This is a genomic window from Bacteroides propionicifaciens DSM 19291 = JCM 14649, assembly GCF_000375405.1.
Taxonomy (GTDB): domain Bacteria; phylum Bacteroidota; class Bacteroidia; order Bacteroidales; family Bacteroidaceae; genus Bacteroides_E; species Bacteroides_E propionicifaciens.
Genome location: NZ_AQWS01000007.1, coordinates 55,511 through 70,850, shown reverse-complemented (window position 1 = coordinate 70,850; position 15,340 = coordinate 55,511). Strand labels below are relative to the sequence as shown.

General features: G+C 36.4%; 13 protein-coding genes and 1 other RNA gene. 7 read left to right on the top strand and 7 right to left on the bottom strand.

From position 1 onward, the window contains the following. Nucleotides 1–324 precede the first annotated feature (324 nt). A complete protein-coding gene (locus tag B091_RS0103315) occupies nucleotides 325–1,848 on the top strand; it encodes an MFS transporter (RefSeq protein WP_025069411.1) in 1,524 nt (507 codons plus the stop codon). 6 nt (nucleotides 1,849–1,854) lie between these two features. On the opposite strand, the gene B091_RS0103310 is transcribed toward B091_RS0103315, so the two are convergent. Both B091_RS0103310 and B091_RS0103305 read right to left on the bottom strand, forming a co-directional pair. After that, on the bottom strand, nucleotides 1,855–3,117 hold the full coding sequence (locus tag B091_RS0103310; RefSeq protein ID WP_018108587.1) for a PDDEXK-like family protein: 1,263 nt from the start codon (nucleotides 3,115–3,117) through the stop codon (nucleotides 1,855–1,857). A 5-nt stretch (nucleotides 3,118–3,122) separates the two neighbouring features. Continuing rightward, nucleotides 3,123–4,025 (bottom strand): helix-turn-helix transcriptional regulator, encoded by a 903-nt coding sequence (locus B091_RS0103305; protein ID WP_018108586.1) that lies wholly within the window; start codon nucleotides 4,023–4,025, stop codon nucleotides 3,123–3,125. Between the two features lie 304 nt (nucleotides 4,026–4,329). Here B091_RS0103305 and B091_RS0103300 point away from each other — a divergent pair, with 304 nt between their 5' ends. After that, a complete protein-coding gene (locus tag B091_RS0103300; RefSeq protein ID WP_018108585.1) occupies nucleotides 4,330–4,815 on the top strand; it encodes a glutathione peroxidase in 486 nt (161 codons plus the stop codon). Nucleotides 4,816–4,943: 128 nt separating this feature from the next. Here B091_RS0103300 and B091_RS0103295 read toward each other — a convergent pair whose 3' ends face one another. Further along, nucleotides 4,944–5,651 carry a DUF421 domain-containing protein gene (locus B091_RS0103295; protein WP_018108584.1) on the bottom strand — a complete coding sequence of 236 codons (708 nt, stop codon included), beginning with the start codon at nucleotides 5,649–5,651 and terminating at the stop codon, nucleotides 4,944–4,946. Nucleotides 5,652–5,691: 40 nt separating this feature from the next. After that, complete coding sequence (locus tag B091_RS0103290; RefSeq protein ID WP_018108583.1) at nucleotides 5,692–7,050, bottom strand: hypothetical protein; 1,359 nt, start codon at nucleotides 7,048–7,050, stop codon at nucleotides 5,692–5,694. Nucleotides 7,051–7,248: 198 nt separating this feature from the next. Between B091_RS0103290 and B091_RS0103285 the strand changes: the two genes are divergently transcribed. Then, the gene (locus B091_RS0103285; protein WP_018108582.1) at nucleotides 7,249–8,640 is read left to right on the top strand and encodes a leucyl aminopeptidase family protein; all 1,392 of its coding nucleotides are present in this window, start codon (nucleotides 7,249–7,251) and stop codon (nucleotides 8,638–8,640) included. Nucleotides 8,641–8,726: 86 nt separating this feature from the next. Here the strand turns inward: B091_RS0103285 and B091_RS0103280 are convergent, their stop codons facing one another. Further along, entirely contained in the window at nucleotides 8,727–9,068 is a 342-nt protein-coding gene (locus B091_RS0103280; RefSeq protein WP_018108581.1) for a zinc ribbon domain-containing protein YjdM, read from the bottom strand. A 264-nt stretch (nucleotides 9,069–9,332) separates the two neighbouring features. On the opposite strand from B091_RS0103280, the gene rnpB reads away from it, so the two are divergent. Beyond that, nucleotides 9,333–9,688, top strand: an RNA gene (gene rnpB / locus B091_RS12310) — RNase P RNA component class A. Nucleotides 9,689–9,719: 31 nt separating this feature from the next. Next, a complete protein-coding gene (locus tag B091_RS0103275) occupies nucleotides 9,720–11,063 on the top strand; it encodes a YihY/virulence factor BrkB family protein (protein WP_018108580.1) in 1,344 nt (447 codons plus the stop codon). Between the two features lie 121 nt (nucleotides 11,064–11,184). On the opposite strand, the gene B091_RS0103270 is transcribed toward B091_RS0103275, so the two are convergent. Then, complete coding sequence (locus B091_RS0103270; RefSeq protein WP_018108579.1) at nucleotides 11,185–13,029, bottom strand: DNA polymerase III subunit gamma/tau; 1,845 nt, start codon at nucleotides 13,027–13,029, stop codon at nucleotides 11,185–11,187. Nucleotides 13,030–13,180: 151 nt separating this feature from the next. Here B091_RS0103270 and B091_RS0103265 point away from each other — a divergent pair, with 151 nt between their 5' ends. Both B091_RS0103265 and B091_RS0103260 read left to right on the top strand, forming a co-directional pair. Then, the gene (locus B091_RS0103265; RefSeq protein WP_018108578.1) at nucleotides 13,181–13,477 is read left to right on the top strand and encodes an FtsB family cell division protein; all 297 of its coding nucleotides are present in this window, start codon (nucleotides 13,181–13,183) and stop codon (nucleotides 13,475–13,477) included. Then, entirely contained in the window at nucleotides 13,478–13,819 is a 342-nt protein-coding gene (locus B091_RS0103260) for a hypothetical protein (RefSeq protein ID WP_018108577.1), read from the top strand. Between the two features lie 105 nt (nucleotides 13,820–13,924). On the opposite strand, the gene B091_RS0103255 is transcribed toward B091_RS0103260, so the two are convergent. Next, nucleotides 13,925–15,337: a DUF1266 domain-containing protein gene (locus B091_RS0103255; RefSeq protein ID WP_018108576.1), complete on the bottom strand. Its 1,413-nt coding sequence runs from the start codon at nucleotides 15,335–15,337 to the stop codon at nucleotides 13,925–13,927. Nucleotides 15,338–15,340 lie beyond the last annotated feature (3 nt).

The following is a 15,340-nucleotide window of genomic DNA, read 5'->3' as shown; positions in this document are numbered from 1 at the left end:
CTTTGAATCATTATATTTCTAAATCTGAATTGCAATCTATTAATAATATTATCATAAACAAAGTATTCTGCCCAATTTATGATTGTTTTGATAATAATAGTTGGATTGAGGTTACATTCTAACAGTATTTATTCTTCAAAACTCCTACGGGTGAATATAAAATGACTTACTCACTTGTACCCTCCGACCTACTACCAAGAAGGAAACCACTAGCTCTTTTTGACTTTTGTCAAATTTCAGCATTCAATTAAAGGTTATCTTGCAACACGTCCAGTCTATGTTAGCATAGACTAATAGTATGTTGAATCTAAAAAATAACTTATAATGTCAGTCCGATCTAAGTTTCTAAATAATCCATGGTTTATCCTAGCTGTTTTAATTACCTGTTTTGTACCCGTAGTAATTGACTCTACTGTTTTGCATATGGCTATTCCTCCGCTTACACTCGACCTCAAAGCGAGTGGAACACAGGTGCTTTGGATGCTTGATATTTATTCGTTGTTTATGGCAGGTTTGCTTATTCCAATGGGAGTATTGGGTGATAAAATCGGGCACCATAGGTTATTGCTATCGGGCGTACTCATTTTTGCAATTGCTTCGCTAGCTGCAGGTTTTTCTGAACACCCTATGCACCTAATTTTTGCACGTATTCTTTTAGCTACAGGTGGAGCGATGATTATGCCCACAACGCTGGCTATAATACGCCAAACCTTCCAAAGCGAACGTCAACGAGGTATTGCACTAGGGATTTGGGTTATCTTTGCCAACGGAGGTGCTGCAATAGGCCCATTATTTGGAGGTCTTCTTATTGACTATTTTTCGTGGAGAGCTATCTTCTTTATTAATATCCCAATTTTGCTTTTAGCACTACCCTTCGTAGCTTTCGCACTGCCCAAAAGCATTTCTGACCCCACTAAGAAATGGGTGTTGAAATATGCTATACTACTTATTGTAGCGATTATTATGGTAGTTTATAGTATTAAGACCATCCCAAAACTTGACGAATCTCTGAGTTTTGGGATCATTTCGGGAGCTGCTGGGCTTATCTTGCTCTATCTGTTTTACAAACTTCAAAAGGGCAAATCCGATAGTATAGTCGATTGGACATTGATGAAGAAGCCACGTGTAAAATATGGTATGTTGTTTACTTTTATCCCCATGACTATATGTTCGGGATTCGAACTTTTACTTTCGCAAGAATTGCAATTGGTACACGAGGTGTCACCTACAAAAACTGCACTATATATTGCACCATTCTTCTTTGCTTTTGCTCTTTCGGGAGCACTAGGAGCTTATCTGCGAAGAATTGGGATTCTGCAAATCATAGTAAGTGGTTTAGCTATTTCGACAGTCTCGTTCTTTGTCATGAGCCAAATGGGCTTTGCTCAACTCACGGCTGCACTGTTGTTTTGGCTGCTTATGGCAGGTTTTGGTCTAGGTATCATTATGCTAGCTGCATCGTTTTCGATTATGTCGGGAGCAGACGACGAAAATGCTGGAGCAGCAGGTTCGATGGAATCAATAGCCTACGAAATGGGTGTTGGTCTTGGAGTTACCTTCTTTGGAGTTATGCTTTCACAAGTTTTCTCAAGAACGCTGATTTTCGATAGTGTTGCACGCAAGATGATTCCTAAAGAGGTTTACCACTCGATCAACGATGCCTTGGTTTATGCCAATGAAGTTGGAGGAGAAATAGGTTTAGAAATCCAAGACAAGTCAAAACTAGCTTTTGAAAATGCTCACAGTGCCGTACTGATTGCCTGCTCAGTTATTCTTCTGTTGTTTACCATTCAAATGAGTCTTAAATGGTATAAAGATAGAAAGAGTAGTCAGTTTAAGATAAAATAGGTAAGACTAAAACACTTTATAAGAGGGTGTCTGAATACTACTCACAAAGTTGTCAATTTCTGGAATTAGTTTTTCTGTAATTATTCTTGTCCTGTAATCTTTATCTATAAGATTAAACGTTCCTTCATAGGAGAAGTCTGGGAAGAATATGTTCTCATGCTCTTCGAGATTAAATTCTTTCCATAGATCAGTTTCGGTATGCTTAAATAAATTTGAACTTATATTAATGGCAGAAATTATTTTCTCTTCCACATCTTTTGATTTCTTAACTCCCCAATACAACCAGTAATCTCCTGTTCCATTCCAAACGTATAATGTCAACCCATTAGTAGATTTAAAATCTATACCATAGTCATTAGACGATTCATAACCATGCTTATAGGGCTCGTAATGAGTAGTATTACTTATATCGCTATCTGTAGGTTGAGAAATAACTTCATATCCTTTTAATTTTAAAGCGTCTGCTAATTCGTTCCAAAACTCCGAAACAGTATGCCATTTTACATGTTTGAAATTATCCGTTAGCAGCTTGGCGCTTTTCATATTATCAACTGAATATCCAATTAGGTTTTTGATTTCCAATCTTTCCTCAATTTTACTATTATTATTTGTCATATCTTCTATTAGTTCTATAAATTGTAAAATACTTTCCCTTAAAAATGGAGTACTAATACACTCTTTCAAGCAGAGATTTAACCAAGTCAAAATCTCTGACCCATAACCGATGGTTGCACCATTCATATTATCGAGAGTTTTATATACCCCCAAACTTTCATCAGAAGGCTCTCTCTTATCAGGTGATAAATAAAAAACTTTAATATTCTCTTTGGGTATATTCTCTTCTTGATGTATAAGATTATAGTAACGTTCAAGTTGCCCCGACTCAAAACCATTAGAATCTCCAGCCCATATTTTATTCTCTACTATTATAGCTTGTTTACGTATTCTATTTATTATCAGAATATCAATGTTTTTATACTCCGATTTATTTTGCTCTGTAGGATACACTTCACACTGTTTAGTATCGAAATCCTCTATGGCTAAAGTTTCCAAGAAAAGTTTTAGAAATTGATCCTTCCTCTTATGACTTCCTTGAGGAGAAAGTAATACAGAAAGAAATCGAGAGAATAATCGAACTTCATCATTGACTTTGTGTAAAGCTGTAAAGATATTAAATCGCTCTTCTCCCTCTTCTAAGACTCTATATTTGTAATCAATGACAGATAGCTTAGATAAGAAATTCTGTATTTTATCGTTGTTAGTACTCATGTTTTTTATTTGTAATATTTATTCATTTCATTAATCTCTTCCATTACCTCATTCCTAAACCACTCAGGTTGCAAGACCTCTACTTCAACACCGATCGAGAGTAATTCTTTCTTAAAGTCAAAGCTTGGTTTGATAAAGTATTTAAAGATAAACCTATCGCCATCCTTCCCCTCTTCTTCTTGTGAGTTGTGCAGTGGCAAATCTCTGAGATATTGTGCTTGAGTAGTGCTAACTCTAATTTTAACGGTACAGACATCTATCTCATCATTGTGAATGATGCCGTAGCAATCTTGAAAATATTTATCGGGATCGAAGTCTGTTGGAAATTCGAATTTATCGGCTAAAACACTAAGCTTACTAATGCGATCCAAAGCATAGATTCTCATTGCTTGCTTCTGTCGATTATATGCAATCACATACCAACGTTGTTTGAAAATCTTCACGAAATAAGGCTCTATTTGAATGGTCTCAGCCGAATCACGCCAATAACTTTGGTAAGTCATCTCAATGCAAGAATCTTGATGCATAGCCTCAATAATAGGTGTGAGGTATTTTTGTCCTGATGGGATATTTTCTAGATGAATCCTATTTTTAAGGTTCCGACTTTCACTCAATAAGTTACTTAAGGTAAATGCATTTAGTAATAAATCTCTAGTTCCGCTATCTTTTAAATCATCGATATTTTCGATATAATATTTGTAGCCATCTTTGGAATCACACTCTATATTGATATCAAAAATTTCCTGAATAGATTTCTTGTGATTTTGAAAGGTTTTCTTCGGATAACTACTCCCATCTGACAAACTGCTTCGCAGCCATTTATCATTGATAGTTTCATAATCAATCCCCTCAGCTTGGCTAATAGTATCTACCAACCATATATATCGCTTAAATAATTCTCTAGCCATAGTTTAGTTATTTTCTGATATTCCACATAGTTTAGTGAACAGGGGAATGTATTAGTTATCATATCCCCTATATTCAAGTACAAAGAAACAGATAACCTACGCCATAAGATAGCCGAGGAGAAAATTTAATTTACAAATGATGCTAAATTTGTCTGTGCAGTGTTCGGAGTTAACTTCTCAGACATTAGTGCTCTTTTAGATGAAACAGAGAATAAAGGTTATCTAAGAAGAATAATTTGATTAGCTTTATAATCATTAGAAGCCTGAAAATGAATATGGTTTCTAAAGACTAAATAATAGAGACATGAGTATATACGATTTCACAGTAAAAGATGTTCAAGGGAATGATATTCCGCTTGATATATATAAAGGCAAAGTAGTATTGATTGTAAACACTGCCACAAAATGCGGGTTTACACCACAATATAAAGACTTACAGGATTTGTATTTAAAATATAAAGATTTGGGCTTCGAGATCCTTGATTTTCCATGCAACCAATTTGGCTCACAAGCACCAGGCACAAATGAAGAGCTTGCAGATTTTTGTGAGATGAAATACAAAACGACTTTCAAGACCTTTGCTAAAATTGATGTGAATGGCCAGAATGCCGATCCTCTTTACAAATATCTAAAAGAAAATAGCAAAGGCCTATTGGGTAATGCTATTAAATGGAACTTCACGAAATTTCTAATTGATAAGAAAGGCAATGTTGTAGATAGATTTGCCCCGATGACTAATCCATTCAAAATAAGCTCTGAGATTGAAACGTTAATGGCTAAGAAGATTTGAGTAATTCATCTTATTTTAGAAGCGTTATCTTTTTTGAATAAAACAATGCTCCTATATTACAAATAACAAGGCTCCAGACTAATTTTAATAGTTCTGGAGCCTTATTGATTGAAGATTCACTAATATACTCAAACCGTAGGGTCATTCTTTAATTCTTTGATTTCATGTTTTGGAGCCAAGTCAATGCTTGCACCATCTTTATCAACGACAAAAAAACCTCGCTCAGGAGTCCATTCTACACAGTAAAGTTTAGTCATGTCGGCGTAACCTAGTTTGGTCATCTCATCCTGTAACCATTTTTCATCGCGCTCAGCATCTTTCAAATTCTCTTCGAGGACGTTCCCGTTGCTCACTAATAAAAACCCAAGAACAACATCTTTCTTTTCAAAAGCCGTAATCTGACCATCCGTCTCAAGACGAACATCTTGGACATCGAGCAAACTATAAATATTTTGCTCACGAAGTTTACCCGTAAGCTGCTCCATATCTATTTTACATTTCTCCATAGCCTTAACATCCAATTCACCATCTTTAACTAGAAAGACAACGGAGCCATGAAATATTCGATTAAAAAACTGCTTCTTGCTGAGGTAGTGAATTACTAGATTAATCAATGTCCAAACCGTTATTGCAAAAAGCATATCCCAGACAGACAGATTGGGGGCGTATATAATTCCTCCCACAATTGCTCCGATCACAAAGGAGTTCACAGCATCTGTAGGGGTCATTTGTGACATTTGTGATTTACCCGATATTCGAAGGAAAAACAAAACCCCAAACATTCCTACAATCAGCTTGATAACCATCCAACCGTGAAGTGCTAAATTAAACGTCATAATCAATAATTTTATTATTAATAACTGAGTTAGATACTATTTAGAAAATAGAGTATTGGATACCAAATTCGAACTTGGTATGTGGATACTTATGATAATTCGTAGCATTGGGCTCGATCTCTCTATAATAACTATATAGCAAAGAGCAACTAGCAAACATTTTCAGTTGACCCGAAAGGAAATAATAGCCCTTTATATCTAATGATGAATCAGAAGACAAGGTATTTAACTTACGTACAACACGGCTTTCTGGAGTATGATTCCAATAGAAATGTTGATTAAAAGCCCCCTCAATATAGGTACGAGTATCCAAGAAATATCCGTAAGCCAATCTGGTATAGGCATGCATCAGAAACTCATTTGATTTACGTGTACGCCACCTGTAAAGGCCATTACGAACACCAATGTTAAATGACCGCTGGAACCTTAAGTTGATAGGCTTCTCTTTGGCGTAATCAATGTAGAGTGTACCACCCCATTTGGTATCTATGTTTTTCTTATTGATATGCGACTGATTTTGTGCATCGTCCAATTCAATATTCTTATTTGAAACTCCTTGATAAATATAAGTTGGAGCCAAACCAAATTTAAAACGATGGCCAGCTTCACGCATTACATTATCTCCATTACCCCAAAGGTCATTGAGCGAGAAGAAATAATCAGCAGTATTTACCGAGTCAATATAGTTTTCTGAAATTAGATAATTATTTACAAAGGTAAGTTCGTCAATTGCTTTTTCACGAGCATCGAACTGACGTTTATTCTTAATTATAGACATCTGATGCGCAAGTTCATTGATCTCATTGGTGGTCAACGTTTTCTTTAGTACGCCTTTAGCTTGCAAGTCTTCAAGAATATAAATGGCTTGCCTAGCATCGGTCACATTCTCAATACGCCCAAAACCATAACCTAAGTCAACTTCAACCTCAGTGCGAAACGAGTTCGTACGAGCATTAATCACTTTGGACGAGTTGGAAGTTGCCTTGTCATACTGATATTTCACTTGAGCACGAGGAGAGATCTCATAGAAGTGCTTCGCTGTGAAGTAGTAATGTGCCTTTTGATTGAAATCTAGCTGAGCAATATTATTTCTCAACTTGTCAAAAAATTCCTTTTGACTCTTATTGTTTGATATCAACCCAGAAACCCCTAAACTCATATTTTCTTGGAGCTTTCGACTACTTATTATATTATTGTAGGTAAAAGCCATATTACCATTGAGCTTATTGTTATTCAGCTGATTGTTCTTCTCAAAATCACCCGAGGAGTTGAAATTAATATCCAATGATTTACGTTTGAAGTCAGGATTGATATAACTATTCAAATCGTAATTATTATATTGCCCATACACGCAAATTGGCGCAACCATAAAGAGTAGGGCTAATAGTGAATGTTTCATATCGTTCCGTTTTAGTGTAATAATCAAATATAGGATAAGTAGTGAGGTAACGTTAAATTAATAAAAATTAAATCCTATAATTGGTACTTTAACAGTAATTTAGTTCATTTTGTTTTACAAAAGCAGTGAAACATTGAAACATTAGAAAGGGATGCTTGTTTAAATATATATATTCAAAACTAATAATAGATTTTACTTATGCTACAATTATCAAAAGAGATAGACTATAAAAAAAGTTTGACTTATATCCTTACATCTTCTAAAGGTGTAGAACATATAACTTCAGACTATCGTGAAATGGCTCAAAGCCTACTTGATTCAGATTTAGATTACGACTACTGCAAAATAGGTAAGCAATATATATTCTTTGTAAAAGAGAGTACTGATTTAGAGAAGATGCGTGTTGCAGGATACAATATCCGTCAAGCACTCGACAAGAAAACGACCGAAATGACTTTCATCGGAGATGGAGAAGCTACACTAGCTACCATCGAAGGCTTTTTATTGTCGAACTATCAGTTCTTGAAGTACTTTAAAGACAAAGAGAATTTAGAATACACCTTGAATAAGGTACTTGTTTTTGGAGAGATTTCACAAGACGAGGTTACCCAACTTAATAACACGGTCAAAGCCGTTTCGTGGGCTAGAGATATGGTCAACGAGCCTGTTTGTTATTTGACAGCAGAACAACTATCAGAAGAGATTAAGAAGCTGGGGTTAGAGGCTAAGTTCAAAGTGACTGTGATGCAAAAGCAAGAGATCGAAAAACTTGGTATGGGCGGACTCCTTGCTGTAAATATGGGCTCTGTACTCCCTCCTACTTTTACGGTTATCGAATATAAACCAACAAACCCAATCAATAAAAAGCCTATTGCCCTAGTAGGTAAAGGACTTGTTTACGATACAGGTGGACTAAGCCTTAAACCAACACTCGGATCAATGGATTCGATGAAGAGCGACATGGGTGGAGCAGCTTGCATGGTGGGTGCAATCTATGGTGCAGCACTAAATAAACTAGATGTACACTTAATGGGATTCATTCCAGCAACCGATAATCGTCCAGGTCAAAATGCTTATACTCCTGGTGATGTTATTAAGATGTTCGACGGGACAACAGTAGAAGTCTTAAATACAGATGCAGAAGGTAGAGTGATTTTGGCTGATGCTATTTCCTATGCCAACCAATTTGATCCTGAATTAATCATTGATGCTGCTACACTAACAGGAGCAGCCATAATTGTAGCAGGAATCAAAGCTGCTTGTGTTATGGGAAATGCCGATCAAACAAAAATTGATGCTTTGGTAAAGGCTGGTGCTAATGTACACGAACGCTTAGTACAACTTCCTTTTTGGGATGATTACAAAGAACTGCTAAAATCATCAATCGCCGACATGAAAAATGTGGGAGGCAGATCTGCTGGAACCATTACCGCTGGTAAATTTCTAGAGCACTTTGCTAAACATCCTTATATCCATCTTGATATTGCAGGACCAGCATTCTACGAAAGTGCTGTCGACTATAAAGGCATTGGTGGTACAGGAACAGGAGTTAGAACTCTTATCAATTTCTTTAGCAATTACAAAGGTTAAACCAACTTTAAACTTGGAGAGTTGAATAAAACAAAAGGAGAGATTATGTTAACATAATCTCTCCTCTTATTTTATTTAGATATGATTTACCCCTTTTTCAGGAAACAAGTCATTAGATATATAGATGAACCATCTACCTTACCTTCAATATGCGTTGGATCTTCAGAAGAAAGTCGGATACCCTTAACTCTAGTTCCTCGTTTCACAACCATAGAAGAGCCTTTAACCTTCAGGTCTTTGATGACAGTAACTTCATCACCATCGAGCAGTTCTGTACCATTACTATCAATAACTTTTGTTGCTACCTCTTCGACTACCTCTGAAGTTTTCTCAGTAAATTCATGGAAACAGTCAGGACAAATAAATAGCATTCCGTCAAAATATGTGTTAGCTGATTGACACTTGGGGCAATTTGGCGTATTTGGCATTTTTAATAATGTATTAGTGAATAATGTCACAAAGATAGGTTCATTATTAATAGGATACAAATTGAGCTGTATTAAGACGACTATTAGGAATCAAATCGGATAGGAACACTAACAATTAGTTATATTGAGCAACCGAATAAGACGATTCTCAGAAAGATAGTAATTTAGATGAGCTCTAAGTGAGTGGAGGTAAAATCTTTCAATAGATAATATAGGCATTAGACCATTTATTAGCAAAAAACCACTAGCTTTGTAGATTAGAAAGCAGTTGGTCGGCTTGTCGCTTGCATCTTTGGTGTAAGAGGAAAGTCTGAGCAACATAGAGCATCTTCCTTCCTAACGGGAAGTAATCCGTGAGGGTTAAGTAACGCAGAAGAAAATAACCGCCTATTTCGGTAGGTAAGGGTGAGAAGGTGAGGTAAGAGCTCACCAGGAGTATGGTGACATACGCGCTGTGCGTCTGAGGAGTTGCAAGGTCATGTATACCGGCATTATGAGGGCTGCTCGCTCGACGCCGAAGGGTAGACTGCTAGAGCATGATGGTGACATTATGCGTAGATAAATGACAAGCACTTTGCTTCGGCAAGGTACAGAACTCGGCTTATAGACCAACTGCTTTTTATTTTTTTGTTTAACGACGACGACCTTTATATGCACAAAAGAATATCCAAATTCATACAGTTTATAACAGTCGATATCTGGCGAATAACTGAAAATGAAGTAACCAAGACTACATTTTCTCTATACAATGTCATCAAGACTATCTACATTACCGTCTTGCAATTTATTGACGACCGTATAGGTTCAAAAGCTTCTGCACTAACTTACAGCACAATACTCGCCATTGTTCCCATTTTAGCCATACTATTTGCCATAGCCAAAGGCTTCGGGTTCGACTCTATCCTAGAGAACCAACTCATGCACAGCTTTCATGGGCAGCCAGAAACTGCTACAGCAATCTTGGATTTCGTCAACTCCTATCTAAAGCAAACCAAAGGAGGGGTATTCATTGGGGTAGGTTTAGCTATGTTACTCTGGACTGTCGTTAGTTTGCTCAATAATATAGAGCAGACCTTCAATCAAATTTGGCAAGTAAAAAAGGCAAGAACTATGTACCGAAAAGTAACAGACTATTTTTCGATGTTTTTATTACTCCCTATTCTTATTATATCATCGGCTGGTGCGTCCATATTTATAACAACAACATTGGCAGGAGTTAGTGATTACGTATTGCTTGGAGCAGTATCTAAATTCTTCATCCAACTCATTCCGTTCGCTATTACTTGGCTTATGTTTACAGGGCTATACATATTCATGCCCAATACCAAAGTGAAACTGAGACATGCCTTAACAGCAGGTGTCTTAGCTGGAACAATTTATCAGATTTTCCAAATCGTATATATAAGTGGTCAGGTATGGGTTTCTAAATACAACGCAATTTATGGTAGTTTTGCCGCTGTTCCCCTATTCTTACTTTGGCTTCAGACCTCATGGACAATTTGCTTATTTGGAGCTCAACTAACCTACACCTCACAAAATATCCGACTCTATAGCTTTAACAAAGACACACGTAATGTTAGCCGACGATACCGCGACTTCATTGCTATTTCGATCATGTCACTTCTGTGCAAACGCTTCGAAAACAACGAAGAAGCTCTAACTATTGATCAGATATCAGCTCAATATAAGATACCAGTCCGACTGGTTAATCGCACTATAATCACGCTACTTGAGGTAGAACTTATTACAGAGGTTATTGTCAGCACAGAAGCTGAATTAATTGGCTTTCAGCCTGCCATGGACATTAACAAACTCTCCATTGCTGTTTTACTAGATCGAATTGATGAGTTTGGTTCCGAAGACTTTAAGGTTGATAATGAGTCTGTCTTTAAAGACCAATGGGATGCCTTAATCGAAACGCGAAGAAAAAGCTACGCCTTTAGCTCCGAACTTTTGATAAAAGATCTAAACATCAGAGATAACACCAACGACTAAATTGCGACATGAATCAGAGAGGAATTAGGTTTCTCTGAAGATTTGAATATATTACTTAAAACATAAAGGCATAATCTCAAGATTGAAATTATGCCTTTATCATTTTATATAAGAACTTTGATTAATTGAATTCTAAACCAAACTCATTTCTAAAGTCATTAAGAAACTTATTCTTTTCAATCATTAGTTGATATTTATCTGTTCTGCTGTAGGCCCTGTTATTCTCATTGGCCTCACTGACCCTAACTTGCATCGTTACAAAATCATTCTGAAGTGCTTTCCGCATGAAAGACTCAATACTTGGGCGAAGCTCAGAAAAGTCGCGAGCAACTAATTCATTATCTACAACCATTTCAAAGTTATGAGCATCCAACAAGGTTACTCGCATAGCTTGCATACGTACAGCAAAAGCTTTTTGCTCTATAGGCATACGATTAGCATACGATTGCCATTGAAAATTAAGGTCTGATTCATTAAAAGTCGAACTGTTTTTCGCTTCCTGTTTAGTTGCTGCATTAGCAACTAACGTTTCACCTATAGCCTGTCTATTTTGCTCTCTCTTGATCGAAACACCCAAATCCCCCACTTTTACAGATGGTAATTTGCGTTTGGCAGGGCCTGTACCTTTAAGAAAGTCGGCAACTCCACCATCGTGAGCAGGTTTATCTTTTGCTGAACTAGTGGTAACCTTTTGAGGTGTAATAGGAGCTGGATTATAACTTACTTTAGTATCGTGCAATTCTGCAGCTTTGCTAGCGTTCGTTACTCCCCCTTGAGTTTGAGTAGGTACTTGAGACTCTGTAGCCTGAGTAGCCTTATTTATTGGTTTTATATTATTCTTTAGACCCGAAGGCCTGCTTCCCTCGGTTTCCTCTTGAGTTAATTGAGCCAACTGGATTAATGTTAATTCAATCAGCAGTCGCTTATTCTTACTTACTCTGAGGTTTAAATCGCATTCGGTGCAAAGTTTCATTCCACTAAATAGCATTTTTGAAGAACAACGTTTGGCTTGCTCTAAATAACGAGATCGAATGCTAGCCCCTACTTGCAATAATGGTAACGACACCTCGTCTTTACTCACTAGTAAATCTCGGAAATGACTCGTTAAACCAGTAATAAACTGTCCACCCTCAAATCCTTGTTCTAAGATTTGATTATACAACAGTAGAGAATTTACAACATCGTTGGATAAGAAAGCATCAGTCAGACTAAAGTAATATTCATAATCAAGAACGTTCAAATTCTCAAGAACAGCCTTATATGTAATATTACCACGAGTAAAACTCACAGTCTGATCAAAAATAGAGAGTGCATCACGCATCCCACCATCCGCTTTGAGCGCTATAACATTTAATGCTTCGGGTTCTACCGTTACATTTTCTTGTTTGGCTACACCAATCAAATGGTCTACAATATCTTTAACGCTTATTCGATTGAAATCATAGATCTGACAGCGAGAAAGTATAGTAGGTAATATCTTATGTTTCTCAGTAGTTGCTAAAATAAAGACTGCATGTGCTGGGGGTTCCTCAAGAGTTTTAAGAAACGCATTAAAAGCTGCTGTTGAAAGCATATGCACCTCATCAATGATATAAACCTTGTATTTACCAATTTGAGGAGGTATACGCACCATATCTACTAACTGTCTAATATCTTCTACAGAGTTATTAGAGGCAGCATCCAGTTCGTGAATATTATAAGATCGTTGCTCATTAAAAGCCACACAAGACTCACAGCTATTGCACGCTTCACCCGAAGGAGTCAGATTTAAGCAATTAATAGTCTTTGCAAATATACGTGCACAAGTGGTTTTCCCAACACCTCGAGGTCCACAAAACAGATAAGCATGTGCCAGCTTATTGGTAGCAATGGCATTTTTAAGTGTTTCTGTTAAAGCCCCTTGACCAACAACGGTATCAAATGTAGCAGGACGATACTTACGGGCTGATACTAAATAGTTTTCCATATGATGGATAGTTTTCCTTTATTGAATTTATACAAATATACATAAAAACCGAGAGGATTGGTCTATAACAAGCTAAGTTTTATAAGGTTATTTTCCCTACCTTGCAGATATTTATTATATCTTTGTAAAAACAGAAATTAGATTATTGGACATGGGTAATTTTTCTACTTTTTGGTCGAGATTAGGCAAGTTTAAGATTTTCATATTAGTGGGGATCTTCGCTATTCATCTTATATTTATAGATGAAAACAATCTAATTAAGAAGTTCCAATGCAAACGAGAAATAGCTGAACTAAAGAGAGAAATCAAGCATTATCAAGACGAAAATGACAAAAGCATAAAATTGCTTGAAGAGTTAAATTCTAATCCTGAGGTACTTGAACGTATAGCTCGTGAGCGTTATTTTATGAAAAAACCCAACGAAGACATCTACGTATTTGAAGATTAAATGAAGAAACTCATACCCTATTTATTCTATTTGGGAGCTTTGCTTACACTAGTAGGTGTAGCCCTACAAGTTACACGTTGGCAATATGCTCCCTACTTAGTAACTATCGGTGCAACTCTACAAGCTTTAGCACAATTAAACTCACCCTATACAGGGGATAATAAGAATATAAAAAGACTTGTTAGACAACAATTTTTAGCAACTATTCTCTTAATAGCTGCTGGTGGCTCAATGCTCTATTTCCATAATAATGAGTGGATATTACTAGTCTGTATAGCTGCATTCCTATACTTCTACTCTTCATTTAGAATTCCTCAAGAAGAGAAAAAGGATCAAAACTAGTAGAGAGCTATCAAATATTTTCTTAACCACAAATAAGATATACCCCTCATACGACGACTTAAGCCAAAAGAGCATATTAACCAAAGCAAGATTAGGTCAAGGAATCTAGTTGACTCTTATGCCATTGAGGATATCGTTCACAATCTTACACTCTTTAATAAATCGTTGTTCGAGAGCATAACGATCACCTGCATTCAGATTTACCGATGCATCAGCAAACTTAGAGAGCTTTATTAATAGCATCTTAACAGAGTTTACATAGAGTGTAAAACTAAAGCTTTCAATGTGGGGAACAATACGATATTCGAGTTCATTGATTGGGGTGACAACTAGTTTTTTCCTAAATAAAGCGCGTTTAGTATTATACATAGCTTTATTGGTTAGATAAAAGTTGCCAAAGATAAAGAGAGGGATCTCATTTTTACTAAAAAACAGCTCGAAGTCTTCTTTTAGCGTGTGAAAGCGTTTCCAAAATAGCACATCACTGTCTGTTTCGGCGATCGCAAAAAGAAACTCTTCTGTTTGCTTCTCTCCTTCGAACATTAAGCTTAAATCAGCCTCTTCTAGAGGTTTAAAAAGCTTCTCATAAGCCAGCGTAACCGATTTTGTCTTCATCTGTACATTTACCCCATATTCGGATAGAACATCAGCAACCTTATTGGGTTTTAGATCGAACGATCTTTCGAGTTTAAATGCAAGCTGATTGAGGTTACTATGGGGCCATATACCCGAGTTAATTAGAATATTATTAGGAGATTGAATCAAATCATAAATATTCTTTACATAATCATTGATATTAAGAATGTCATTATTACTAAAAAGCTTTCCACCACTCTTAAAACATTTTCCAACGATACAGCTTGCCAAAAACTGTTCCCAGCTTGTAAACTTCTTCTCCACAGAATAAGCAAGAGCATCAATTTGCTCGTTAGCTTGCTCTTTGGTCAAATAGCCAACTTCGTAAGATTCTCGAATGACCTCTATGAATCGTGCTATATCATAGCCCCAATATAGAAAAGGATAAGCCATATTTACTAAGTCTGCATATTGATCTAAGATGTTAAACATTGTAGAAAAACCATCAGGATCAATTGCTAAATCGTTTAACTGATCTTTTAGGGCTTGCATGAAAAACTCTTCATCATCAGCATCTAAGTTTTGTTCGTAATGATGAATCTGACTCAATAAGTAAGAGTCAGTTAGAGATAGATCATCAAAACAGATGTCTTTCTGAAATGTCAAGTCTTTTTTAGTCTGCCAAAGGTCAACTAGAACTGAAAAGAAGGGTTGAGTAATCAGCCGTTGTGCTTTCAGGTCTTCTAGAAACACAAAGCAGGACTCTTCATCAACAACATCGTAATTATATTCCAACCGTTTGCGAATCATTGTTTGCATGGCCATTTCAGTAAACACAACTGGTTTGCTGAAGTGGTGAACTACGTCATCATTCTTTATTATTTTATCAAACTGAGATTGATATCTATATACCGCACAAAAAAGTAAGTACTTATTCCGCATAAC